Origin of the sequence: Lentzea xerophila, assembly GCF_051094245.1 — a bacterium.
In the GTDB taxonomy this organism is placed as follows: domain Bacteria; phylum Actinomycetota; class Actinomycetes; order Mycobacteriales; family Pseudonocardiaceae; genus Lentzea; species Lentzea xerophila.
The window spans coordinates 5,183,176-5,209,088 of sequence record NZ_CP194934.1; the positions used below are offsets into that span (position 1 = coordinate 5,183,176).

Below are 25,913 nucleotides of genomic sequence, written 5' to 3' on the forward strand. Positions count from 1 at the left end.
GAAGTTCTCCCCCTTCTCAGTCGACCAGCGCCGCGACGGGCTTCTTCGCGGTCTCGGGCTCGGGCTCGTGGTCGGGAACGAGCGTCTCCGCCTCGCGGACGTTGCGGCTCAGCAGTCCCGCGACACCGACGCCCGCTCCCAGCACACCGACGATCACGAACAGCAGGCCGATGCCCGAACCCGGCCCGGTGCCGACCAGCCAGCCGAAGGTGCCGGCCAGCGCCGTGTCGCCGCGCATGGCCGGTTCCAGCACCTTGTCCACCAACGGCCCGGAGGCGGCGAACCCGATCGGGACCGACAGGTTCTCGAAGAAGCCCTTGGCCGAGAACACGCGTCCCTGCACCGCCGGGTCGACCTTCTCCTGCCAGATGGTCTGGGCGAGCCCGTCGATGAACGGGATCGTCAGCTGCACGAAGAACATCGCCGCCGCCCAGGCGATCAGCCCGTCACCGACGCCGTAGAGGATCCGGCCGACGATGCTGAACACCAGGATCGCGCCGAGCACCACCAGCATCTTGCGGCGCGGCGGTTTCATGACGCCGAGCAGGACACCGCCCAGCACACCGCCGACCGCGCCAACGGTCTGCACGACGCCCAGGGTGGTCTCGTCGCCCCCTGTCCTCGCCAGCACCAGCGGCACGAGCAGCGCCCAGGCCAGCGCCGCCAGCAGGCTGATGGCGAACAGCACGACCTGCATCCCGAGCAGCGGAGGACGGTCGAGGATGTAGCGGAAGCCGAACGCGCAGTCCTGCCAGAAGGTGCTCTTCTCCCTGTTCTGACCGGGCACCGGCGGGATGTGCACGGCCAGGACCGCGACGATCGCGACCAGGTAGGTGAGCCCGTCGAGAAACAGGATCAGGTTCAGGCCGGTGAAGCCGAGCAGCGCCGCGGCGAACGCGGGGGCGAAGATCACCGGGAACGTCTTGACGGACCACATCATCGCGTTCGCCCGCAGGAACCTGCCCTTGTCCATCATCACCGAGATGGTCGCCGCGTAGGCGGGACCCTCCATCGCGAGCAGCGCACCGGTCACCGCGTTGACGACGTAGAGGTGCCAGAGCTCGGTCGAGCCGGTGAGGAACAGGCCCAGCAGCGCGAAGGTGGTGACGAACGACCCGGCGTCGCTGACCAGGATCGACAGCTTGCGCGGCCACCTGTCGACGAACCGGCCGGCGAGCGGGCTGAACAGCACCGTCGAGCCGAAGCCGCAGAACATCATCAACGCCATCGACGTGGCCGAACCGGTGTGCTGCCACACCCAGATGCTGAGCGCGAAGTTCGTCATGCGGGTGCCGATCGCGGACAGCAGCTGTCCTACCCACATGATCGTGAACGCGCCGAATCCCGAAGGCTTGGGCATTACCTCATCCTGTTCTGTGCTGAGGGCCGGTCGGCCACGAGCCGCCGGAGCAGCGCTTCGACGTCGCCGAGCATCCGGCGCGCGGTCTCGGGCAGGAACATCTCGCTGCCGTAGTTCATCTCGATGCGGAGCCGGTCGTGCACGAGCGAGCCGACGACGTCGATCCGGCCCGGCCATACCGTTCCCTTGTCCTGCAACACACCGAGCTCCCGCTCGCACAGCTCGAACAACTCGTCGGCGCTGGAGAGGTCGGTGAAGCCGAACGCTCCGGCGTAGTTGACGGTCAGCTGCGGGTTCGCGGTCTCCAGCCGCTGCCGCACCGCGGGATCCGGGTTGTTGTAGCGGAGCAGGCCGTAGCCGATGCCGTTGACGGGCACCTGCCTGAGCTGCTCGGCCAATGAGACGACGGCGTTGGTGTCAGTCGTGTCGGGCAGCGTGAGCCGGATCGGGTACATCACCTGGAACCAGCCGACCGTGCGGGACAGGTCGAGGCCGTCGAACAGCGCCTCCCGACCGTGCCCGGTGGTCGCGATCGTCCACTCGGGACTGCCGGACCGGTCCGCCGCCATCCGCACGGACGCCCAGACCAGCAGGTCGCTGACGCCGACCTGGTGCGCCTTGGCCAGCTCGCGCAGCCGCGCGGTGGTCTCGGCGTCGATCGTCGTGTGGATGTCCCGCATGACGCCGAACGTGTTGCGGCCGGGCAGGTCCGCCGTCAGCTCCTCGCTCCCGGGCGCCTGCCGCTCCCAGTACTCCAGCTCCTCCATCGGCTTCGGGCCGCGGGCGTACTCGTCGATCTTCTTCGCCCAGTCGCGGAACGACGTCGTCTTCGGCCCGAGGTCGACGGTCTCGCCGGCGAGGACCTGGCGCAGCGCGTTCTGGAAGTCCTCCAGGATCAGGCTGCGCGAGACGCCGTCGGTGACCAGGTGGTGGCAGATGATCATCACGCGGTCCGGCTCGTGACCTCCGAGTCCGAAGTGGACTACCTTCGCCAGCGGACCGTGCGCGATGTCGAGCGTCGGGTGCACCTCGTCGAGGTGGTCCTCGATCGCCTGTTCGCGGTCCGCGGCGGCAGAGACGTCGAACGACACGAACGGCATCGCGCCCTCGACCGGGCCGTGCGAGGCGTGCCAGTCGATGCCCTCACGCCGGAACCGCAACCGCATGCCGTCGTGGTGGGCGACCAGCGCGTGGGTGGCCTGTTCCAGCTGCTCCGGCGCGGCCGGCACGCGCAACTGAAGGTAGTACGGGTGGTTGAAGTGGGCGGGCGCGACCATCGACGTCGCCAGCGCCTCGAAGAACCAGCGCTGGGCGCCGGTCGCCAGGAAGTCGCCCTCCACCGGTCCCTGGTCGATCGCCTCCCCCGGCACATCGGCAGCACACAGCTCGGCGATCGTGCGCTTGGCCGTGAGCTGCGCCGGGGTGAACCTGATCCCGGCCTGGTTCGCCAGCCACACCACCTGGATCGCGGTCATCGAGTCGCCGCCGAGTTCGAAGAAGTCGTCGTGCAGGCCGACCTCTGGCACCTTGAGCACCTCGCACCACACGGCCGCAAGCGCTTGCTGCTCCTCGGACATCGGCACTCGCAGCAGTTCCGCGATCGTGCGCTTGGCGGTGAGCTGGGCGGGCGTGAGCTTGATGCCCGCCTGGTTCGCCAGCCACACCACCTGAATGGCGGTCATCGAGTCGCCACCCAGCTCGAAGAAGTCGTCGTGCACGCCGACCCCGGGCAGCTTCAGGACGTCCTGCCAGACGGCCGCGAGCGCACGTTCCTCTTCGGTGCTCGGAGCTTGCGTCGTGCGCTCGTCCTCGGGCAGTTCTCCCCCGTGCGCCAACCGGGCGAGGGCGTTGCCCAGCACGACGTCCTGGTCGCCCTCCGCCGTCAGCAGGTCGACGACGGACACCTCCGGGAAGCGCCGGGCGAGGCGATCGGCCGCGTGACCGAACACGCCGGGCCACGGCTTCTCCTCCCGCTCGGAGGTGGCCAGCACCACCAGGGACGCACCCGTGCGCCCGGTCCAGCGCTCGATCGCGGTGCACAGTCCGGCGAAGGCGTTCTCGAACGAGGCGACACCGCCGTCGAACAGGTCCTCCCAGCGCAGCACCAGCGCGGTGATCTCCCGTTCCACCCCGTCGAGCCCGGCCTCGGGGTCCAGCAACGGGCGCAGGATCTGCCCGGCCGGCGTCGTGCGCACCGTGAGCGGCAGGTCGAGCCGGTCCGCCCAGGACGACAACACCGCCAGCACTCCGTCGAGCGGCCGCGACGACATGATGCTCAGCGGCAGTCCATCCACAGTGGACACGGCGCGCTCGACCACGATCGGCGCGTCCGGCGAGTCGACCAGCTCGGTCAGCTGCGTGACGAACGACCCGAGCAGCTCGTCCGCACCACAGGTGCCGAAGAGGTCGGCGCTGTACTCCAGCGTCGCGGCCAGGTCACCGTTCTCGGTCGTCAGCGTGAGGAACAGGTCGAAGTCGAGACTGGTGACCGGCACCTCCAGCGGCATCAGGTCGAGCCCCGGCCACGACATGGCCTCGTCGGGCAGGTCCGCGTAGTTGAACGCGCACTGGTAGACCGGGTGCCGCCCCTTCTGCCGCGGCAACACGTGGGCGACGCTCGAGAACGGCACGTCGGCGTGCTGGTAGCCGTCCACCATCGCGCGGTGGACCCGCTGCAGAACCTGCCGGAACGAGAGCCGCCCCGCCAGGTCGACGCGGATCGGCAGCAGGTCGGTGAAGCAGCCGATCAGGTGCTCGACCTCCGGACGCGGCCTGCCCTGCTGCGGCACGCTCAGCACGACGTCCGGCTGCGCGCTGCGCCGGTACAGCACGACCGCGTAGGCGGCGAGCAGCGTGGCGAACGGCGTGCTGCCCTCGGCCCGCGCCAGGTCCTTGAGCGCCTCCGTGACCTCGTCCGGCACCACGGACGAGGTGCGCCGGGTCTCGTTGCGCTCCGGGCGGTCGGCGGGCATTTCCAGCTGCGAGGGCGCGTCGGCGAGGTAGGAGCGCCAGTGGGTGCGGTGCGGTTCGAGAGCCTGCTCGGTGAGCAGTTCCTGTTGCCAGGCCGCGTAGTCCGCGTACTGGACCGCCAGCTCGGGCAGGTCGGCCTGGGCGTAGCCGGCGGACAGCTCCGCGAGCAGCACACCCCAGGAGGTGTTGTCGCAGACGATGTGGTGCATGCCGAGCAGCAGGTGGTGCTCCTGCTCGCCGGTCCGCACCAGCCTGGCCCGCAGCAACGGTCCGTGCTCCAGGTCGTACACGTGGTTCGTGTGCTCGAGCAGGAACTCCTCGGGCGAACCGACGGCGTCCGGCAGCCAGCAGTCCATGTCCGGCCGCACGACCATGACCGGCCGGCCGTCCTGCTCGCTGAACGTGGTGCGCAGGATCTCGTGCCTGCGCACGACTTCCGCGAGAGCGCCACGCAACGCCGGCACGTCCAGAGCACCGTGGAGCTTGACCGCGAACGTGGTGTTCATCCGGGTCGTGGCGGGATCGAGCTGGGTGGCCGCCCACATGCGTTGCTGGATCGCCGACAGCTCAAGGGCTTCCGCACGGGAGACCGGCGACAGCGGATGCCCGGTCTCCCGCGGCTCGTCGACGAGCGCGGCCAGTGCCTCGACGGTCGGGTGGGTGAACAGCGCGTGCAGCGACACGTCGACGCCGAACTCCGCGAACACCTTCGAGAGAAGTTGCGTCGCGAGCAGCGAGTGGCCGCCCAGCGCGAAGAAGTCGTGCGTCACGCCGACCTCGTCGAGCTTGAGCACCTCCCGCCACACGGCGGCGAGCCGCTCTTCCGTTCGGTTGCGTGGCGCGACCGGCGGGGTATCGATGGCGACGGCCCTGATGGCGGGTGCGGCGCGGCCGGCCAGCGATGCCGGGTCGCCCAGCGCGGTCTCCAGCAGGTGCAGGCGGTCCGCATCGGGGTGGAGCCTGCGGGTCAGCAGGATCGCCAGCGCGGCGAACATCTCCTGCGTGTAGGGGACGTGACCGAGCTTGTCGGCCTGCGGATCGAACGTGGCGCTGACCGGCAGGGCCTTGGCCCAGTCGGCGAACCACACCGCGTGCACGCCCTCGGTCCGGTCCGCGAGCACCGCCAGGCGGTCGTCGAGATGGCCGAACGACTGCTGGGACGGGCACACGACGAGGAACAGCGGCGCGGTGGACCGTTGCCGGTACGCCGTGACCGCGGCTTCCAGCTCCTCCCAGTTCGCTTCGGTCCCGTCGCCGTGCCGCAGCCAGTCCTCCCAGCGCAGCAGGACGACGTCGGCTCGCCTGCCCCCGTCACCGCCGAGCAGGTGCTGGACGATCTGCTGATACGGCGCCAGTTCGACGTCGACCGGCAGCCGCAGGACGCCGTTGAGGACGTCGAGCGGCTCGCGGACGGGGTCCGCGGTGAAGGTGGCCGCGATGGAGATCCGTTCCCGGTGCCGCAGCGGTTGCCCTGACACCAACCCGGCCAGCACCGTGAGGAACTGCTCGGCCAGCTCGCCGATGGTCTCGTCGAGGTAGAGATCGGCGTTGTAACCGAGCACCCCGCGCAGCTCGCCGTCCACTCTGGACAGCACGACGAAGAGGTCGAAGTCGGTGAGGCCGTTGTCGACCTCGAACGGGCTGAACTCGACGCCGCCCGCCGTCCGTGTCACGGGTGCGTCGGTGAGGCTGAGCATGGCCTGGAACAACGGGTTCTGGCTCGGGTCGCGCGGCGGGTCGACGGCCTCGACGACCCGCGCGTACGGTGCGTCCTGGTGCGCGTAGGCCTCGCTGATCGCGCGGTGTGTGCCGCGAATGACCTCGCTCGCATCGCCGTCCAGGTCGACTCGCAGCACCAGCATGTTCGCCAGCGAGCCGATCATCGTCTCCAGCTCGGCCCGGCCGCGACCGCTGACCGGCAGGCCGAGCAGCACCCGCTCCTGCCCGATCAGCGCCGCGAAACCGCTGAGCACCACGGCGTTCAGCGACACGCCCAGCTCACGGGCCTTCGCCGCCAGCCGGTCGGTCAGGTCCTTCGGGACGACGAAGTGGCGGCGTCCTCCGGTGTGCGTCTGGACGGGCGGCCGGGGCAGGTCGGACGGGACGGTGGAGCGGGCAGGGCCGCCGGCGAGCCTGTCCTTCCAGTACGCCAGGTGCCCGTCCATCACCTCGTCGGTCAGCCTGCGTCGTTCCGCGGCGGCGTGCCGGCCGAACGACATGGTCGGCTCGGGCAACGTCTCGCCGCCGTAGAACGCGGCGAGGTCGGCGGCGAAGACGTCGGCGGACGCGGCGTCGAACACGATGTGGTGCGCGGTGACGAGCAGGAGGTGCTCCTGCTCGCCGAGCACCACGAGCCGGAACGCCACCAGCGGGCCGGCGCTCAGGTCGAACACGTGCCGGGCGTGCTCCAGAGCCACTTCCGGGACCCGCTCGGGGTTCGCGGACAGGTCGGTGACCTCGATGGCGATCGACGCGTTGTCGCGCACTCGTTGCCGGAGCTCGCCGTCACGCTCGAAGAACGTGGTGCGCAGCGCGGAGTGCCGGTCCACGACCCGGCCGACGGCCAGTTCGAGGGCGGTGCGGTCGAGCGGCCCGGTCAGCCTGAGCCCGAACGGGATCGCGTAGGCGGGGTTGCCGGGGTCGAGGCGGTCGAGGAACCAGAGCTGTTCCTGGGTGAACGACACCGGCTGTGAGCGGTCGGCGTTGCGCAGCCGCAGTGCCAGCAGCCGGCGCTGCTCCTCGGTCAGCGAGCTGGTCAGATGGTCTGTCATGGCTGGGAGATCTCCTGGGTGTCCCGCTCACGGTCCAGTTCGGCCCGCAGCTCTTCCGGTGACATGTCGCGGATCTCGGCGAGCAGCCGGGCGAACTCGTCGTCCCCTGCCGGTTCCCGCTCGGCGCGCAGCTGGTCGATCCGGGCGGCCAGCTTCGACGGCGTCGGCGCCTCGAAGATCGCGCCCGCGGGCAGGGCGACACCGAGCTCGGCGGTGATCCGCGCGAGGATCTGGGTCGCCAGCAGCGAATGCCCGCCCAGCTCGAAGTAGTCGTCGTGGGGGCTCACGTGCCCGATGCCGAGCAGCTCCTGCCAGATGCCGGTGACCACGGCCAGATCCCCGCCCGCCTGAGGTTGATGAGGGGAGCTTTCATCAACCTCAGGTTTAGGAAAGCTCGCCTCCTCAACGACGACGGGGGCCGTACCGGGGAGGTCGACCCAGTGCCGCACCCGCTCGAACGGGTACTGCGGCAGCGGGACCCTGCGGCGCCGCTCGTCCGCCGTGAGCGCCCCGAGGTCCACTTCGGCACCGGCGACCCACAACCTGCCCGCCGCGGCCAGCATCGTGTCGAGGTCGTGCTTGTCCTCCCGCGGGTGCCGCAGCGACCCGAACGCCGCCGCGTCGCCCAGGTCGTGCTGCCGGGCCAGCGTGGTCAGGACGTTGCCCGGCCCGACCTCCAGCAGGCTGACCGGTCCGTTCGCGACCACCGCCCGCAGTCCTTCGCTGAACCGCACCGCCGCACGGGCGTGCCGTGCCCAGTAACCGGGGTCGGTCGCCTCCTCCGCTGTGATCCACGTGCCGGACACGTTGGAGACGAACGGGATCCGCGGCGCCCGCAGCTCGACCCGGCTCACCAGCGCGGCGAACTCGGCGAGCATCGGGTCGATCATCGACGAGTGGAACGCGTGCGAGGTGTGCAGGCGGCGGCTCGTGACGCTCAGCTCCGCCGCGAACCTGTCGATCGCCTCGGCCGTGCCCGCGACCGTGCTCAGGTTCGGTGCGTTGCTCGCGGCCAGGCACACGTCGTCCGGCAGCACGAGGTCACCGGCGCCCAGCGGCACCGACAGCATGGCGCCCGCGGGCAGCGCGTCCATCAGCTCACCGCGTGCGGTGACCAGCTTCAGCGCGTCCTGCACCGAGAACACGCCGGCCAGGCAGGCCGCGACGTACTCGCCGACGCTGTGCCCGAGCATCGCGGCGGGCCGGATCCCCCAGTGCTCCCACAGTTTCGCGAGCGCGTACTCGATCGCGAACAGCGCGGGCTGGGTGTACTTGGTGCGCGTCAGGCGGTCCGCGTCGGCGAGCACCTCGCGCAGGTCGAACGGGAGCAGCGCGGCGCACTCGTCCAGCGCGGCCCGGAACACCGGCTCCTCGTCCGCGAGCCGCGCACCCATGCCGGCGTACTGGGAACCCTGGCCGGGGAACAGGAACGCGACGTCCCGCCGGTCCCCCGACCCGGTCCACGCCTCGGCCAGCCGGGCGCTCGCCTCGGACCGATCACCGGCCACCACGGCGAGCCGGTGCCGCAACGCGCGACGCCCGGTCCTCAGGGTGTGCGAGACCTCCGCGAGCGGTGCGCCCTCGTGAACCAGGTGCCCGGCCAGCTGCTCGCGGCTCCTCTCCAACGACTCCGGCGAGGCCGCCGACAGCACCAGCAGCTGCCGTGACCTGCTCGGCGGCATCGGCTCGGGTGACGGTGGTTCCTCCAGCACGGCGTGCGCGTTCGTGCCACCCATGCCGAACCCGCTGACCCCGGCCCGGCGCGGCCCCGATCCCGGCCACGGCACCGCCTCCCGGTTGACGAAGAACGGGCTGCCGGCCAGGCCGGTCTCGGGGTTCGGCGCGGTGAAGTACGGACTCGGCGGCACCACACCGTGCCGGACGGCGAGCGCGGCCTTGACGAACCCCGCGACCCCGGCGGCCGCGTCCAGGTGCCCGATCAACGCCTTGACCGAGCCCAGCGCGCACGCCTCAGGCGGCCGCACGAACGCCCGCGTCAGCGCGGCCACCTCGATCGGGTCGCCGAGCGGCGTGGCAGTGCCGTGCGCCTCGACGTAGCCGATGGTCGAGGAGTCCACTTCGGACAGGTCGTGCGCGGCCCTGATCACCCGCGCCTGGCCGGTCACGCTGGGCGCGGTGAAGCCCACCTTGCCCGCGCCGTCGTTGTTGACCGCGGTGCCCTTGACGACGGCGTAGATCGTGTCGCCGTCGGCCATCGCGTCCTCCAGGCGGCGCAACACCACGGCGGCGACACCGTTGCCCGCGACCACACCGTGCGCATCGACGTCGAACGGCAGGCAACGCCCGTCGGAGGCGAGGATGCCGCCCTCGGTGTGCTGGTAGCCCTCGTGCACCGGCGGCCTGATCGACACACCGCCGGCGAGCGCGATGTCGCAGTCGCGGCCCAGCAACGCCTGGCAGGCCACGTGGATCGTCACCAGCGACGACGAGCACGCCGTCTGCACGGTGATCGCAGGTCCCGTCAGGTCGAGGTGGTAGGCGACGCGGCTGGCGAGCGTGTCCTTGTCGTTGGCCAGCAACAGGTCGAGCGGCTGCAACCCGCCCGGCACGGCCGGGTTGCCCCACAGGTGCCGCAGCAGGTAGGTGTCGACGCTCGCGGACGCGTAGACGCCGACCTCCTGCCCGCTGCCGAGGTGCCCGGCGTGCTCCATCGCGTGCCACGCGCATTCGAGGAACACCCGCTGCTGCGGGTCGAGCACCGCGGCGTCGCGCGGGCTGTAGCCGAACAGCTTGGCGTCGAAGAACTCGATGCCCTCCAGCGCGCCGCCCATGGGTACGAAGCCCGGCTCCGCGCGTCTCTCGGCGGAGACGCCCGCCGCGTCGAGCTCGGCGTCGGTGAAGCGGCGCACGCCGGTCTGACCGGCGAGCACGTTGTCCCAGAACTCCTCCACTGTGGACGCTCCGGGGAAGCGGCCGGCCATGCCGACGACCGCGATCTCCAGCCCGGTGTACTCGGTCACGACTTCCTCCCCCGTGCCAGCAACGCCTGCTTGCGGCGGCCGGCGCCCCGCGTCCCGCCCGGTTCCGCACCGCCGGTCGGCAGCGCCCCGCCCTGCTCCGCCCCACCGATGGGCGGCGCCTGCCGCCCACCCGCGGCCCGCGTCTCGACCTGGCCGCCACCGTCGAAGTGCGCCGCCAGCGCCCGCACCGTCGGGTAGGTGAACAACGTGACCGTCGGCACCTCCCGCTCGAACACCTCGGCCAGCCTGCTCCGCGCCTTCACCAGCAGCAGCGAGTTGCCGCCGAGGTCGAAGAAGTTGTCGTCCGCGCCGACCCGGTCCGTCCGCAGCACCTCGCGCCACACATCGGTGATCGCGCGCTCCGTCCGGTTGCCGGCGGGCACGACGACCCGTTCGGCCCGCACCGACTCCGGCTCCGGCAACGCCCGGCGATCGAGCTTTCCGTTGGGATTGCGCGGAATCGTCGGCACCTCCACGAACGCCGACGGCACCATGTACTCGGGCAGCCCGCGCCGCAGGTGCGCCCGCAGCTCCGAGGCGTCGATCCGGCACCCCGGCGCGGCCACCGCGTAGGCGACCAGCCGCACGTCACCCGGCACGTCCTCGCGGGCGATCACGACCGCGGCCCGCACCGACGGGTGCCGGCTCACCGCGGCCTGGATCTCGCCCAGCTCGATCCGGTACCCGCGCAGCTTGATCTGGTCGTCCATCCGCCGCAGGAACTCGATCTGCCCGTCCGGCAGGAACCGCGCCAGGTCACCGGTCCGGTACAGCCGGCCGTCCCCGAACGGGTTCGGCACGAACCGCTCGGCCGTGAGCTCCGGCCGGTTCAGATAGCCGCGAGCCACCTGCACACCACCGAGGTGCAGCTCGCCGGGCACCCCGACCGGCAACGGCTCCCGGTTCTCGTCCAGCACGTACGCCGTGTTGCCCGCGATCGGCCGGCCGATCGGCAACGGGCTCTCGGTGCCGTCGCACTCGGCGGACGTGATCCAGATGCTCGCCTCGGTGGGCCCGTAGATGTTGAGGAACCGGCGGCCCGGCGCCCACGCGGCGGCGACCTCGTCCGGGCAGGCCTCACCACCGGCCATCAGTGTGCGCAGGCCCGGTACCAGCGCCGGGTCGGTCAGCCGCAGCACCGTCGGCGGCAGGCAGGCCGTGTCCACGCGCTGGGTGTCGATCGTGCGGGCGAGATCGGGGCCCGGCTGCAGGTCGTGCCGCGCGGCGAGGACCACTGTGGCTCCCGACCGCAGCGTCACCATGATGTCGGCGACGGACACGTCGAAGCTGAACGACGCGAACTGGAGCATCCGGTTGCCCGGCCCGATCCCGAGCATCCTGGCCAGCTCGTCCGCGAGGTTCACCACGCCCCGGTGCGCGAGCATGGCGCCCTTGGGCTTGCCCGTCGACCCGGACGTGTAGATGACGTACGCCAGGTCGTCCGGCTCGACCGTCCGCTGTGGACGATCTGCCGAGAAGCCCGAGAAGTCGGTCCGGTCCAGGGACAGCGTCGAGACACCGGGGAACCGCCCGGCGAACGCCGCCGGCGTCACGACGACGCGCAGGCCGGAGTCGGAGACCATGTGCGCCAGCCGATCCGCCGGGTACTCCGGGTCGAGCGGCACGTAGGCGGCACCGGACTTGAGCACACCCTGTTGCGCCACCACGAGGTCCATCGACCGCGGCAGGCTGATGCCGACGAGGTCACCCCGCCCGATCCCGGACGAGCGCAGCAGGTGCGCGAGCCGGTTCGCCCGCTCCTCCAGCTCCCGGTAGGTGAGCTGCTGGTCCTCGAACACCAGCGCCACCGCGTCGGGAGTGCGATCCGCGGAGGCCTCGACGAGTTCGTGCACCAGCACGCCGTCCATCCGCGCGGCGGCCGGCGGGTTCCACTCCTCCAGCAGCTGCACGCGCTCCGCGGGAGTGATCATCGGCAACCGCCCGACCGGGCACGAGGGGTCAGCGAGGCCGGCGCGGAGCAGCGTCTCCAGATGGCCGAGCAGGCGGCGTGCGGTCGCGGGCTCGTACAGCGCGCTGTCGTACTCCAGCAGCCCGGTGATCCCGCCGTCGGTGGACGTGACGCCGAGTTCCAGGTCCCACTTCGCGGTTCCCGAGTGCGACGCGACGCGCCGCACGTCGACGCCCGGCAGCGAGAAGATCTCGTGCTGGCCGTCCTCCATGCCGACGATCGTCTGCACCACCGGCTGGTGCGCGGTGCTGCGCGGCGGTGCGAGCGCCTCGACGACCCGCTCGAACGGCAGGTCCTGGTGCTGCTGAGCGGCCAGCGTCGTGTCCCGCACCTGGTGCAGCAACGACAGGAAGCTCGTGCCGGAGTCCAGACGAGTCCGGAGCGCGACGGTGTTGACGAAGAAGCCGATCGCGTTCTCGGTCTCGGCCCTGCGGTTGCCCACGTTGGTGCCGACCACGATGTCGCCGGCACCGCAGTACCGGTGCAGCAAGACGTTCCACGCGGTCAGCAACACCATGAACGGCGTGACGCGCTCCGCCAGGCAGAACGCGTCGAGCTGCGCCTTCACCGACGCGGGCCAGGCGAACTCGGCCGCACCACCGCGCATCCTCATCACGGACGGGCGCGGGTGGTCCGTCGGCAGCTCCAGCACCGGCGGCACGCCGGCGAGCTGAGAGGTCCAGTAGTCCAGCAGCCGCGTGCCGTCCCGGCCCCGCAACCACTCCGTCTGCCAGCGGCTGAAGTCCAGGTACTGCGTCGGCGCCGGTCCGAGGTCGCGCGCCTCGTAGGCCGCCCGCCACTCGGCGAACAGCAGCTGGGTGCTCCAGCCGTCGCAAACGATGTGGTGCAGCGAGACCAGGAGCAACGCGTCGGTCTCGTCGAACACCACCAGCTCTGCGCGCAACAACGGTCCATCCGCCAGGTCGAACGGTTCCCGGGCGGCGTCAGTGGCACGAGCGACCGCGAAGGCGTCGCGGTCCTCAACGTCGGCGTGCGTCACCACGAGCGAGAACTGCGGCTCCGGCAGGATCACCTGCCGCGGGTCGCCGTCGAGGTCGAGGAACACGGTCCGCAGCACCTCGTGCCGCCGCCCGAGCGCGATCAACGCCTCTCCCAACGCCCCGCTGTCCACGGGTCCGCGCAGCCGGAAGGCGTACGGCACGTTGTAGACGGGACTGCCGGGGTGCAGCTGGTCGAGCAGCCAGAGCCGGCGCTGCCCGGACGACACCGGGTGCACGTTGAAGTCCTCGCCCCGTTCGGCGAGCCGCGCGAACACGGCCGCGCGCTTCTCGGGGTCCAGCGCTCTCAAGCGCCGCAACACGTCCTGCACGACTTGCCCTCCTTCACAGATCGAGCAGGTCGGCGACGGAGAGCGAGGACCTGGCCCCGGCTCGGATCGCGCCGACGGGTACGGGTGTGGCGTCGCGCAGCCGGTCGACCTCGGTCGCGATGCCGGCGACGGTCGGGTGGTCGAACAGCGTCCGCATCGGGAGCCGGACGCCCAGCTCGCCCTCGATGCGCGAGAGAATGCGGGCGGCCTTCAGCGAGTGACCGCCGAGGTCGAAGAAGTTGGCGTCCCGGCCGACCGCCTCCGCGCCGAGCACCTGCCGCCAGAGGGTCGCGACCGCGACCTCGGTGAGCGTCCGCGGCTCCTCGGGCTCCTCCTCGGCGACCTCCGGGTCGGGCAACGCCCGCAGGTCCAGCTTTCCGTTGCGGGTCAGCGGCAACGTCTCCAGCGGCACCAGTGCGGACGGCACCAGGTAGGCGGGCAACACGGCCCGCACGTGCCGCATCAGTTCGCCGAGCTGCTCATCGCCCGCCTGCTCCAGCACGACGTAACCGACCAGGCTCACGTCACCGGCGGCGTCCTCGCGCGGCACGACCACGGCCTGGCGCACCAGTCCCGACGAGTGCAGGGACGCCTCGACCTCGCCCGGCTCGATCCGGAAGCCGCGGATCTTGACCTGCCGGTCGGCACGGCCCAGGTACTCGAACGTGCCGCCGGGCAGCAGCCGGGCCAGGTCACCGGTCCGGTACAGCCGGGCGCCCGGCCTGCCGCCCAGGTGGTCGGGCACGAACTTCTCGGCTGTCAGGGCGGGGTTGCCCACGTAACCGCGGCCGACGCCGTCACCACCGATGCACAGCTCGCCCACGGCCATCGGCGGCACCGGCTCCAGGTACTGGTCCAGCACGTAGAGCTGGGTGTTGCTCAGCCCACGCCCCAACGGGATCCGGCCTTCCGCGCGCTCGCACTCGTGGCTGGACGCGAAGGTCGTGGTCTCGGTCGGGCCGTAGCCGTTCACGACGTGCCTGGGGCCGCCGGGGTGCGCGATCAGCGTGGCGATCGCGTGCTCGTCCGGCTGCTCGCCGCCGAACACGAAGTAGCGCAACCCGGCCAGCGCGGCGGGCAGCTCCCGCGCCACGTGCATGGCGACCGAGGTGGTGAGGAAGAGCGTGTCGATCTCGTTGGCGTGCAACCACTCCCCCAGTGCGGCCGGGTCGAGTGCGACGTCCTTGGGCAGGCCGACCAGCCGTCCGCCGTTGAGCAGCGCGCCCCAGATCTCGAACGTCGCCGCGTCGAACGTGGTCGTGGACGCCTGGGCGACGCGGTCTCCTGGCGCGAAGTCGACGTAGTTCGTGTCGCGGACCAGCCGGACCACGTTGCGGTGGCTCACGCACACGCCCTTCGGCATGCCGGTCGAGCCGGACGTGTACATCACGTACGCTAGGTCATCGGCGACAACGGTCCGTTGTGGACGATCGACCGGGCAGGTGAGGACCATCGCCGACAGGTCGACCAGCTCGACACCGGGCAGTTCCACGGCGCGGTCGGTGACCACGACGGCAGCGGACGCATCGGCGCACAACGCCTGCAGGCGGTCGAGCGGGTAGTCCGGGTCGAGCGGCAGGTACGCGCCACCGGCCTTGAGCACGGCGATCGCGGTGACGATCCAGTCCACGCCGCGGCCCGCCAGGATGCCGACGGGTGTTCCCCTGCTCACCCCGAGCGTCCCGAGGTGCGCGGCGAGGCGGTTGGCCCGCTGGTCCAGTTCGGCGTAGGTGAGTTTCCCGTCGCCGAACTCGACGGCGACGTCGCCGGAGTACCGGTCCACGGTCTGCTCGAACAGCTCGACCAGCGTCGCGTCCGCCGGGTACGCGGTCGCGTTCGCGTTGAGGCCACGGACGATCCGGCCGCGCTCGTCGCTCGTCAGCAGCGAGAGGTTCGACAGCCGCACATCCGGCGCGCTCGTGAGCTGGCCGAGCACGGTGGCGAACCGCTCGGTCAGATCGAGGATGTCGGCCCGCTGGTAGAGCGCCGTGCGGAACTTGACCCAGCCGCGCATCTCGCCGGTGCCGGAGTCGGGGAGCTGCAGTTCGAGGTCGTAGAGTCCCTGGTCGCTGGTGCCCTGGGTGAAGGTGAAGACGCAGCCACCGGCGGCCAGCGGACCGGCGAGCGGTGGCGGTGACGCGAAGACGACCTGGAAGACCGGGTGCCGGTCCACGTCACCGGTCTGCCCGAGCGCCTCGCAGACCTGGTGGAACGGCGCGTCGCGGTGGTCGAGCGCGTCCAGCACGGTGGCGCGGACGACGTCCATCACCTCGCGGTACGTCGGATCCGAGCCGATGCGCACTCGCAGGGCGAGCATGTTGACGAAGTAGCCGACCAGGTCATGGGTGTCCGCGTGCTCACGGCCGGCGGACGGCGAGCCGACGACGACGTCCGGCGAGCCCGTCAACCGGTGCAGCAGCACGGAGAACGCGCTCAGCAGCACCATGAACGATGACGACCGGTGCGCGCTCGCCGCTTTCCGCACGGCGTTCGCCAAGTCCTCCGGCACGACCAGCGGCAGCGCCTCGGCGGTGAAGTCGGGCTGGGCCGGGCGACTGCGGACGGCCGGCAGTTCGAGCGGTTCGGGCAGGTCCGCGAGTTCTTCCTGCCAGTACTCGACGTTGCCCGCGGGTGCGGCGACGTCGCGGTAGGCGACCGAGGGCCGGGGCAATGAGACGTCCGCGCCGTCCACCGCGGCCTGGTACCAGCGCGGCAGCTCGTCCTGGATCACCGCGACCGACGCGCCGTCGATCGCGATGTGGTGCACCAGGAGCACGAGCTGGTGGCGTTGATCCTCCAGGCGCAGCAGGAGAACCCGCAGTGGCAGCCCGCTGGAGATGTCGATGCGGCGCGAGATCTCGCCTGCCACCACCGCCTCGGCGCGCGCCGGCCGTTCGGCGGGAGCAAGGTCGCGCAGGTCCCGTACCGCGATCGGGACGTGCGCCTCCCCCGCGATCTCCGGTACGAGCTCGGTGCCGTCGAGGCGGTAGCTGGTGCGCAGGGGTTCGTGCCGGTGCACCACCGCGGTCAGCGCGGCGGCGAGCGCGTCGGTGTCCAGCTCGCCGGTGATCTCCACGTGCACCGGCACGGTGTTGAACGTGGCGTCCGGCGCGAGCTGGTCGGAGAACCAGATCTGCTGCTGGCCACGGGTGGCCGTCGGCTGCTGGGTCACTGCGCACCTTCCTTGGCGGTCAGCGAACGGACGACGCTCGTCACCGCCGCCGGATCGTCTTTGAGGTAGAAGTGGCCGCCGGGCCGGACCACGAGGTCGAAGCCGGCGACGGTGTGGTGCTGCCAGGCGGCGACGTCGGCCACGGTCGCGAGCGGGTCGTCGGTGCCGGAGAACGCGGTGATGGGCACATCGATCACGTCCTGCCTGCCGTGGAAACCGGCGCACACGGTCAGGTCGGCACGCAGCGTCGGCAGGAGCAGTCCGAGCATCTCCTTGTGCGCCAGCAGATCCGCCGGCACACCGCCCAGCTCCGTCATCCAGCCGAGCAGGCCCTCGTCGTCGAGCAGGTGCGGCTCGCCACCGAACGGCAGGTGCGGCGCCCTGGCCGCGGACACGACCAGGTGCTCGACCCGGTCGCCGAGCCTGCGTGCGACGTCGAACGCGATCAGCCCGCCCATGCTGTGGCCGAACAACACCACCGGTCCCGCGATCTCGTCGCGGATCGCCGCGGCCACCGGCTCCGAGATCCGTGCGGCCTCGGTGACCGCGGGTTCGCCGAACCGCCGTTCCCTGCCCGGCAGCGCCGCGCACCACACCTCGGCGGAGTCACCCAGCAGATCCGGCCAGTCCCAGAAAGCCGACGCACCGCCACCGGCATACGGAACGCACACCACCCGCAGTGCCGCCTCCGGCCGCGGCCGAGGACGGACCAGCCAGCCGCTTCCCCCGTTTTCCTTCACGAGACGAAGCTACGAACCACCTCTTAGCGCACCCTTCGGGAAACGTGATGGTGCGCTTACACCGTGCGCCAACAGGCAGAACACAACGGGGGCCACCTCTGCGAACGCGCGTCCGCGAAGGTGGCCCCCGTGACCGGAAGCGCGGGCTCAGCCCGCCCGAAGGATTCCCGAAGGCCTGCCGCCCACCAGGTCCGGTTCGGTCGGCCGCACGCCGATCTCCTGCATCTGCTCCAGGTAGACCTGGTACCGGCGGCGCGCCTCGCCGTGCCGGCCGGCCGCCCGGAGCGCCTTCACCAGCCGGACGTGCGCGCTCTCGTCGTAGCGGTCGAGCTCGAGCATCCGGACCAGGTACCCGACCTGCTGGTCGGGATCACGCACCAGCCGCACCAACGCCCGCAGCACCGCCGTGTACCTGCCGCGCACCTCCTCGCGCGCCTGGATCGCCCAGAGCTCATAGGGTTCCTCAACCAGGAACTCCCCGAGGTACAGCTCGTCCGCGTCAGTCAGCAACGACAACGCGGCCTGATCGCCACGCCGGTGCGCCACCAGTGCGGTGCTCGCGGCACTGAGGAACCGCGCCACGTCCAGATCCACAATGGACAAATCCAGCGACACCGTGTCCCGGTCGGCGACCAGCGGTTCGGCGTCGGCGGGCAGTCCAGGAACGGACAGCACGGTCCTGAGGGTGGAGAGCAGCACGGAGAGCCGGTTCGCCGTGCGGTCCGAGAGGTCGTCCGGCCACAGCAGCTCCACCAGCTGCGGGCGCGGCACCGGCCGGCCCCTGTTGGCCGCCAGGATCTTCAGCAGGTCACGTGCCTTCTTCGACTGCCACAGCGCGCTCGGCACCGGGGCTCCGTCACGCAGCACCTGGAACCCTCCGAGCGTCCGGACGACGATCCGCGCGCTCCTCGGCGCCGACGTCCCGAGCACGTCGGCCATCCGCACGTCGATGTTCACCCCGTGCGCTTGCAGCGCCTTCTCGCAGCGCGCCACGTCCACGCCGGTGAGCCTCGCGATCGCCAGTTCGGCGCTCGCCGCGCCCACGGGGTCACCCGCTGCCCGCCACACCACGACGGCCTCGGCCAGCAGCGCCTTCCCCTTCCCCGACGTGGCCGCCGCCAGCTGCAGCGCGTCCGCCAGGCCCGGCCGGTCACCACGCCGCCCCGCGAGTGCGCGAGCCGTCGCCGCGTCCGCCCGCGCCGTCTCGCGGTCTCCCGCCAGGACCGCGACCCAGCCGCGGGCGAGCAACGCGGGCACCTCGCGGGTCTTCAGGATCTGGCTGGTGGCAACGGCCTGCTCCGCGAGCTGCCGCGCGGCGGTGAGGTCCTCGCTCGCGATCACCCTGGCGAGCGTGGCCCCGACGAGCGGATCGGTGCCCGGCCCGGCCAGCGCCTCGTCGAGGAACGCCTGCGCCTGACCGGGTTCGCCGCGCCTGCGGTGGACCTCGGCCCTGGTCAGGAGGCTCTGTCCGGCGAGTGCGTCGCCGAACCGGCCGAGCCTGGCGCAGGCCAGCGCCCTGATGTCCAGGCAGTCGGGTTCGTGGCCGGTGAGCCCCGCCTGCCGGCCGAGGCCCAGCACCTCGTCGATCTCGGCCAGCGCCTGCTCCGCCCCGGTCTCGGCGGCCATGAACCACGCCCGCTCGGTCCGGACGCCGAGCTCCAGCACCCGGCAGCCCGCCCGTCTCGCGTGGTCCACCGCCTGCCCGTAGTGCATCTCGAACGCGACCCGGTCGCCGTCGAACCCGGCCAGCAGGCCTCTCGCCCTGCTGCTCCAGGCGAAGGCGGCGTGGTCACCCTGCTTCTTCGCCGCCTGGGCGCATCTTTCGGCTGTCTGAAGGGCCTTCTCGTGCCGCCCGGTCTCCCGGAACCACCGCACGGCCAACGACAGCAACCGCACCTCGTCCAGCGACGTGACGTCGTCGAACACCGTGCGCTCGAAGAGTTCGACGGCCTTCTCGGTCTGCCCGGCCTTCGCGTACAGCTGTCCCATGCGCCACGCCAGCTTCACCGTGTGCTCGCCCACCTGCTCGTAGCAGTGCAGCGCGCCGAGCCAGTCGCCCTTGTGCTGCCTCGCGAAACCGCGCACCAGGTGTAGCCGCGAGTCGTCCAGCCGTTCCACCGCCGCCAGCACCGCGTCCGCGTCGCCGCCCGCCACGATCTGCTCGTCCCTGCGGAGCAACAACTGTGCGACCAGGTCCCACCTTTCCGCCCGCACCAGGTGGCCGAGCGCCTCGGCGTGCGCACCGGTGCGTTCGCAGAACACAGCGGCCTTGACCCGGATCTCCTGATCCTCGGTCTCCCCGCGCAGCACCTCCGCGACCGGTTCGAGGACGCTCCACTCCGGCCCGCGCAACAACCCTCGCCGCGCCAGTCCGGACAGCTTCTCCCGCACGTCGGTGAACCCGAGCGCCACGCACAGCTCCGTGCTCGCCCGGCCCAGCACCGCGATGGCCCGCACCAGCTCCCGGTTCTCCTCGGGTTCCGCGGCGAGCGCGGACGACGCCATCCGGTCCGGCATCGCGCCGTTGCTGACCACGGCCGCCGGCCAGCCACCGGTCCGCGCCAGCACGTCTCCCGCGTCCGCGCCGACGAGCGCGGCGATCTCCTGCTCGGTGAACGCGAGCTGCCGTGCGTCGATCTCCTCCGCCGCACCGGGATCGAACCCCAGGTCGTTGCGGGTCAACAGCACCAGCGTGCAGAGGCGCGGGCTGCGCAGGCACAACGCCTCGATCAGCCGGGCCCCTTCGCCATCGGCGTTCCCCGCGTCGTCGACCACCAGCACGAGGGGCTCGTCGAGGTGCACGTCCAGCAGCCCGCAGATCAATGCGGCGACCGTCTCGACGGACTGCGCCGTCGTCGTGACGAGCTCACCCGGCAGCTGCGGCAACCGCTGCCGCAACGCCCGCAACACTTTGCGCGACAACCGTTCGAGCGAGGCGTCCTGGCTCTCGACCGCGAGCCAGCAGGCCCGCCGGGTCGCCGCCCACGCGGCGACCGAGGTGGTCTTCCCCCAACCGGGACCGGCCTGCACCACGACCACCTCGCGGGTGGAGGCGGCGTCGAGCGCCGCGGTGAGCGCCGGGCGGTCCACGAGCCGTGCGGGTAACGCGGGCTGCTGCATGTCCGAGCACCACTTTCTCGCCGTTCGACCTGTCGAGGACGAGTGCACCAACACCGTGCATCCGTGGCGCATCGGCGACCGATGCACAGATGTCGTCGCTGGTCAGCCGACCGAAACCACCTCACGCAGCATTTTCAGCGCCGGCGGCTCCACCGGCCCGCACACGCACCGCATGCACCGCGCCTCGGCGTCGGCCAGGTGCGCGCGGGGGTTCTCGGCGTCCACCGCTCCCTCCGGGTACAGCTCGACGGCCCGTTCCCAGTGCGTGCGGGCCCAGTCGTCACCGCGGCGGGCGGCGACGTGGGCCAGCCCCTCGTGGGCCCTGGCCCGCACCATCGGCAGCGCGCCCGCCGTTCCCAGTTCCTCTGCCTCCCGGAACATCGCCTCGGCCTCGCGCAGCCGGCCGGCCGCCAGGCAGGTCTCCGCGAGCCCGTTCAGCGCGTCACCCTCCGGCTCGCGCAGGTCCATGCGCCGCGCCGACTCCAGGGCTTCGCGTCCCACCGCCACGGCGTCGGCGATCCGGCCCTGCCGCCGGTAGGTGACTCCCAGCCAGGCCAGGGAGATGCCCTCGCCGCGGCTCATGCCGATCTCGCGGCTCAGCCGCACGGCACGTTCCAGCGCGACCACGGCCTCGGCGTCCCGGCCGCGGAGCTGGGCCAGCCAGCCGATGTTGATGAGCACCACGACCTCGCCACCGACGTAACCGTCCAGCTGGTGCATCGCGAGGGCGTCGCGGAACCTCGCGTCGGCTTCGCGGTAGCGGCCCAGGTTGCAGTCGACGAGGCCCAGGTCGATGGTCGAGTTCACCTCGGCGCGCTGGTCCCCGATTGACCGTGCGAGGGCGACGGCCTCGGCGAAGCTGGTGGCCGCGTCACCGAGCATGCCGGCCTGCACCTGGGACGAACCCAGGTCGCGCAGGCCACCGACGGCGGCGGGCAGGTCGCCCAGGTCACGGCTGATCGCGATGGCGCGGTCGAGGAACTCCAGCACCTCGCCGTGGCGGCCTTCCTCCCGCAGCGCGAACGCGATGGTGGTCAGCGCCATGGACTCGCCGCGGCGGTCGCCCAGGGCCCGCGCGGCCGCCAGGGCGTTGCGGGACAGTTCGAGGACGCCGGAGCGCAGGCCCACCCTGGCGAGGTAGGGCAGGAGCAGGCACGGCAGTTGCCACGCGTGGACGTGCCAGCCGTGCGCGCTCGCGTAGTCGGCCACCGCGACCATGTTCTTGTACTCGGCGCGGAGCTGGCGGATGTCGTCCTCTTCGGACTCCGACACGGGCAGTTCCGGTTCCCACGTCAGGTCGGGGGCGAAGCCGCGGCGGCCCGGCATGCAGCGCCGGCCGCGCACGTCGGCCAGGTGCAGGTAGTAGTCGAACAGGCGGCGCCGGGCAGTGTCCAGTCCGGACGGCGTGCAGGCGGCGTCGGCGAGGTCACGGGCGCAGTCGCGCACCAGGTCGTGCAGGCAGTAGCGGTCTGATCTGCGCTGCATCAGCAGGTTGCACTCGACCAGCTCTTCCAGCACGTCCTGTGCGTCGTGGACCGGCATCCCGGCGAGTGCCGCGCCGGCGTGGGCGTCGAAATCGGCGCCGGGCACCAGGGCCAGCAACCGGAACAGTTCCTGCCGATCCGCCGGGAGGTGGTGGTAGGACAACGCGAGCACGCCGGCCACGCTCAGGTCGTTCGCGGTGAACGCGCGCGCCCGGCGTTGCCGGTCCCGCAACTGGTCGGCGAGGTGGGCGACTGACCACGGTCTCCGGCGGAACCGGGACGCGGCGATCCTGATCGCCAGGGGCAGCCTGCCGCACAACGAGATCACGTCCGCGACGGCCTCCGGTTCGGCGTCCGCGCGAGAAGGGCCGGCGATCCGGCGGAACAACGCCACCGCGTCGTCGGTGGGCAACACGTCGAGCGACACCGGGATCGCGCCCTCGATCGCCATGAGGTGGCAGCGGCTCACGACGAGCACAACCGCGCCGGGTGCGCCGGGCAGCAGCGGCCGGACCTGGTTCGCGTCGGCCGCGTTGTCCAGCACCACCAGCACGCGGCGGTGCGACACCTCGGTGAGCCACAGGTCGCGGCGCTCGTCCGGGTCCACCGGGATCTGGTCCGGTTGCACGCCGATCTGGCGCAGCAGCAGTTCGAGCGCGGCACCCGCGGTCATCGGCGCCGTGCCCGCGGTGAACCCGCGCAGGTCGACGTAGCAACGCCCGTCGGGGAAGCGGTCCTCCAGGCGGTGCGCCACGTGCACCGCGAGCGCGGTCTTGCCGATGCCGCCCATGCCCTCGATGGTCACGATCGCGGGTGCCTGCGCACCGATCGCCAGGATCAGGCTGTCCACTTCGGACTCGCGGCCGGTGAAGTCGGGAATGTCGAACGGAAGGGGCGACCGCCTGGTCACGACCGGCGCCGGTTGCGCGCGCAGCAGCTCGGCGTGCAGCCGCCGCAGCTCCGGGCCGGGATCGGTGCCCAGCTCTTCCGCGAGTGCCCGCCGTCCCTCCTCGAACACCGTCAGCGCGTCGCCCCGCCGGCCCGCCCGGTCCAGTGCGCGCATCAGCGTGAGGCGCAACGACTCCCGCAACGGGTGCTCGGCGACCTGACCCGCCAGCTGCCCGAGCAGCGAGGTGACCTCCCCCAGGTCGAGCCGCAGCTCCGCGAGCCGTTCCACGGCCTGGAGCCGTTGCTCGTCCAGGCCCCGAGCCTCGGCGTCGATCGACGCCGAGGTGAGCCCGGTCAGCACCGGGCCCCGCCACAGGTCGAGCGCGCTTTGCAGCAACGCCACCGCCTGCGCCGGTTTCCCCTCACGCGCAACGGCTTCCGCGTCGCGAACCTGGGAGCGGAACAGGTCCGCGTCGAGGCGGCCGTCCGGCAGGTCGAGGCGATAGCCGTGCGTGCTGGTGGTCAGCCTGCCGCCGCCCTGCGTGACGACGCGGCGCACCGCGGCCGCCGCGTTGCACACCTGCCGGCGCGCGGTCTGCGGCGGGTCGTCCCACAGCTCGTCGATCAGCCGGTCGAAGGTCACGACGGTGCCGGTGCCGAGCACCAGCAGCGCCAGCAGCTTCTGCTGACGCTCGCCGCCGAGCGCGACCGAGCGCCCGGCGGACCGCAGTTCCAGCGGGCCCAAGATCCGATATTCCATTCGGCCGCACGCTTTCCATCTCGGAGTACGACTGGAGCCGGCGGTGGACGCCAGTCGTACCGCGGTGAGACATGAGATATCACCTTTAAGAGGCGGCCCGAAGGAGAGGGATACGTCGGTTTTGCTGTACCGATTCAGGGTGACGTGGAATCACGCACCGAAGCGACTCGCGTACACGGCGTGACCCAGTTGACGAAGCGGACAATCGCTGCCATATTCCCCTCCGCAGCGACGAGGAAGGGAGGTTCCTCGCCGCATCCAGGAGGGGATCAAGAAAATGAGACTGGCCGGTTTTTTTGGCGCGCTGTTGGCCGCCGTGGCACTTGTCGCCGTGACGATTGCGAGCTCCGCATCGAACACGGGACCGACTGAATCGGAAAGCAAGACGGCATTGATCATCGGCCCGTGCACGACGGGCGAGTGCTGACCGACCGGACAACCGGATCGATGTCGACCGAAAGCGACGATCAGGCTCGTGCCGCGAAAGGCATGGCCTTCACCGGTGCCGCACTTGGGATGATATTCCTCGTGACCACCGCCGCCCAGTTGCCCGCCGATGTCGTCGGGCACTCGATAAGTTCCCAGCGGGATGCCTTCCGGTTGATCTGGCCACAGGGAATGCAGCTCTTCACCAATGCGGCGGGGCGTGAGTTCACGGTGGCGTACCACCACGACGAAGCCGGCGGCACGTTCGTCCCGATCACCCGGACCGCAGGTGATCGGGACTACCTGCGAGGGCTGGACCGCGGGTCGTACGCCGACCTGGTCCGGCTGCTGGCCACGGTGGACGAACTGCCGGACGAGCACTGGCGGGACTGCGCGGCGGCAACGGTCCCCGACTGCGCCGCCGTCGTCGCCGGCGCACCGAGAATGGCTCTGACCAGCTATTTCACTGAAGCAACGCCCTGCGGGGACACGGTGTTCGCCGTCGAACGTCCCAGCCGGGACGCCTCGGCCCGGCACGTCGTCCGCATCGCCGTCGTGGACCTCACGTGCGCACCCCGGTAGGCCGCGCGCTGGCGTTCGAACCACGGACGCCGGCGTTCGGCATCGCCCGCTCACTGGTCGCGATCGCCGAACTGACCGTACTCGTGTTCACCTCGGACACCGACCTTTTCCCCGCTGTGCCCAAGGGGCCGGCGGGACCACGATGTGACGGATTACGAGTTCTTTCGCTCTGGTGCGCCGGATCATCTCCGGCCGCCCAGACCGTTTTCCGAGTGGTGACGATCGCCGCACTCGTACTCGCGGCTTCGGGTTACCGGCCGCGCTGGACGTGCATTCCGCACTGGTACGCCACTTTCAGTCTGGCGGCCGCGATGCACGTGCCCAACGGCGGCGAGAACGTGGCCAGGTTCCTAACTCTCCTGCTCATCCCGCTGTGCCTGGCGGACGATCGCGTCTGGCATTGGCGACGTCCTGCGGCACCATTGCCCGCATGGTGGAAGGGCACCACCTACGTCACCCATTTGGCGGTCCGCCTGCAGGTCGTGATCGTCTACGGACAAGCGGTCTGGCTCAAAGTCGTGGAGCCGGAATGGCGTGCCGGCAGCGCGATGCACCATGTGATGCAGGACGCGTATTTCGGAGTCACTTCGGAACTCGCACCCTTGCTGGATTCGGGTGTTCTGTCCCCCGCGATCACGTGGGGAACGATCGTGCTCGAATCGGCGATCGTGGTCTGCGTGCTCGGCAATTCGGCAGTGCGCCGTATCGGGCTCGCACTCGCCGTTGTGCTGCACGGCGGCATCGTCCTCGCCCTCGGTCTGGCGAGTTTCGGGCTGGTGATGATCGGCCTGGTGGCCGCCGCGAGCAGCGGCCGTTCGGAGCACGGTGGCGAGCTCCCGCCCCCTCGGGTGACCATGCGGTGGGCTGAGGAGGACAGGAACGGAGGACCGGCGACACGGGAGTCTGGATGAGCACAGGGGGCCGGACGGAGCTCGGGTGCCGATCACCACCACCCGCCCGCCGACCTTCTCGGCCAGCCGTGCCGCCGCCCCAGGGTCACTCGGATCACTGTCCACAAGCGACACCAACCGCGCGGAGGGCGGATCGGCGAGCAAGGCGGCGGTCACCGTCCGGCACGGCCCGCAGCCGACCGAGAACGGCCGGATCACCAGGCCGAGCTCGGAAAGGTTGGTTTCCCGCAGCTCCCGCACCCGTGCCACCAACCCGCAGGTGAACATCACGTGCAGCGCCACCACAGCTGCGTGCCCGGAACAGCAAGCAGCACAACGGCAACGGCTTCCCCCACGAGGACCGCGGCCGCCCGAGCAGGCAACGGCACGAGCGCGGCGATCGACTCGCGGAACCCGGCGAACCCCTACCGGCTCCGCACCTTGCCGGCGAAGGCCGCGGGGTGCCGGCG

11 protein-coding genes are annotated in these 25,913 nt (G+C 71.3%); 2 read left to right on the top strand and 9 right to left on the bottom strand.

Features of this window, described 5'->3' with window-relative positions; all coding sequences use genetic code 11:
• Positions 1 to 16: 16 nt before the first annotated feature.
• The 9 genes from ACRSBM_RS24845 to ACRSBM_RS24885 all read right to left on the bottom strand — a co-directional run bounded on the left by ACRSBM_RS24845 (position 17) and on the right by ACRSBM_RS24885 (position 24,115).
• Positions 17 to 1,360, bottom strand: a complete 1,344-nt coding sequence (locus ACRSBM_RS24845; protein ID WP_434446498.1) for an MFS transporter — start codon at positions 1,358 to 1,360, stop codon at positions 17 to 19.
• Positions 1,360 to 7,101, bottom strand: coding sequence for a condensation domain-containing protein (locus tag ACRSBM_RS24850; RefSeq protein ID WP_434446500.1), 5,742 nt, complete (start codon positions 7,099 to 7,101; stop codon positions 1,360 to 1,362). The genes ACRSBM_RS24845 and ACRSBM_RS24850 overlap by 1 nt, the downstream gene beginning before the upstream one ends.
• Positions 7,098 to 10,082, bottom strand: coding sequence for a type I polyketide synthase (locus ACRSBM_RS24855; RefSeq protein ID WP_434446502.1), 2,985 nt, complete (start codon positions 10,080 to 10,082; stop codon positions 7,098 to 7,100). The genes ACRSBM_RS24850 and ACRSBM_RS24855 overlap by 4 nt, the downstream gene beginning before the upstream one ends.
• Entirely contained in the window at positions 10,079 to 13,381 is a 3,303-nt protein-coding gene (locus tag ACRSBM_RS24860; protein WP_434446504.1) for a non-ribosomal peptide synthetase, read from the bottom strand. The genes ACRSBM_RS24855 and ACRSBM_RS24860 overlap by 4 nt, the downstream gene beginning before the upstream one ends.
• A gap of 13 nt (positions 13,382 to 13,394) precedes the next feature.
• A complete protein-coding gene (locus ACRSBM_RS24865) occupies positions 13,395 to 16,553 on the bottom strand; it encodes a non-ribosomal peptide synthetase (RefSeq protein WP_434446506.1) in 3,159 nt (1,052 codons plus the stop codon).
• Positions 16,550 to 17,293 (bottom strand): thioesterase II family protein, encoded by a 744-nt coding sequence (locus tag ACRSBM_RS24870; RefSeq protein ID WP_434446508.1) that lies wholly within the window; start codon positions 17,291 to 17,293, stop codon positions 16,550 to 16,552. The genes ACRSBM_RS24865 and ACRSBM_RS24870 overlap by 4 nt, the downstream gene beginning before the upstream one ends.
• Positions 17,294 to 17,440: 147 nt before the next feature.
• Entirely contained in the window at positions 17,441 to 20,413 is a 2,973-nt protein-coding gene (locus ACRSBM_RS24875; protein ID WP_434446510.1) for a BTAD domain-containing putative transcriptional regulator, read from the bottom strand.
• A 102-nt stretch (positions 20,414 to 20,515) separates the two neighbouring features.
• On the bottom strand, positions 20,516 to 23,545 hold the full coding sequence (locus ACRSBM_RS24880; RefSeq protein ID WP_434446511.1) for a BTAD domain-containing putative transcriptional regulator: 3,030 nt from the start codon (positions 23,543 to 23,545) through the stop codon (positions 20,516 to 20,518).
• Between the two features lie 150 nt (positions 23,546 to 23,695).
• Positions 23,696 to 24,115, bottom strand: coding sequence for a hypothetical protein (locus ACRSBM_RS24885; protein ID WP_434446513.1), 420 nt, complete (start codon positions 24,113 to 24,115; stop codon positions 23,696 to 23,698).
• Here ACRSBM_RS24885 and ACRSBM_RS24890 point away from each other — a divergent pair.
• Positions 24,074 to 24,553 (top strand): hypothetical protein, encoded by a 480-nt coding sequence (locus tag ACRSBM_RS24890; RefSeq protein ID WP_434446515.1) that lies wholly within the window; start codon positions 24,074 to 24,076, stop codon positions 24,551 to 24,553. The two genes, ACRSBM_RS24885 and ACRSBM_RS24890, sit on opposite strands and share 42 nt — an antisense overlap.
• Positions 24,538 to 25,464: a sporulation-delaying protein SdpB family protein gene (locus ACRSBM_RS24895; protein ID WP_434446517.1), complete on the top strand. Its 927-nt coding sequence runs from the start codon at positions 24,538 to 24,540 to the stop codon at positions 25,462 to 25,464. The genes ACRSBM_RS24890 and ACRSBM_RS24895 overlap by 16 nt, the downstream gene beginning before the upstream one ends.
• Positions 25,465 to 25,913 lie beyond the last annotated feature (449 nt).

What these genes read in the sequence shown, in the direction of transcription:
- ACRSBM_RS24875 (WP_434446510.1), bottom strand. Translation starts at nt 20,413, where the DNA reads ATGCAGCAGCCCGCGTTACCCGCACGGCTCGTGGACCGCCCGGCGCTC.
- ACRSBM_RS24880 (WP_434446511.1), bottom strand. Translation starts at nt 23,545, where the DNA reads ATGGAATATCGGATCTTGGGCCCGCTGGAACTGCGGTCCGCCGGGCGC.
- ACRSBM_RS24845 (WP_434446498.1), bottom strand. Translation starts at nt 1,360, where the DNA reads ATGCCCAAGCCTTCGGGATTCGGCGCGTTCACGATCATGTGGGTAGGA.
- ACRSBM_RS24850 (WP_434446500.1), bottom strand. Translation starts at nt 7,101, where the DNA reads ATGACAGACCATCTGACCAGCTCGCTGACCGAGGAGCAGCGCCGGCTG.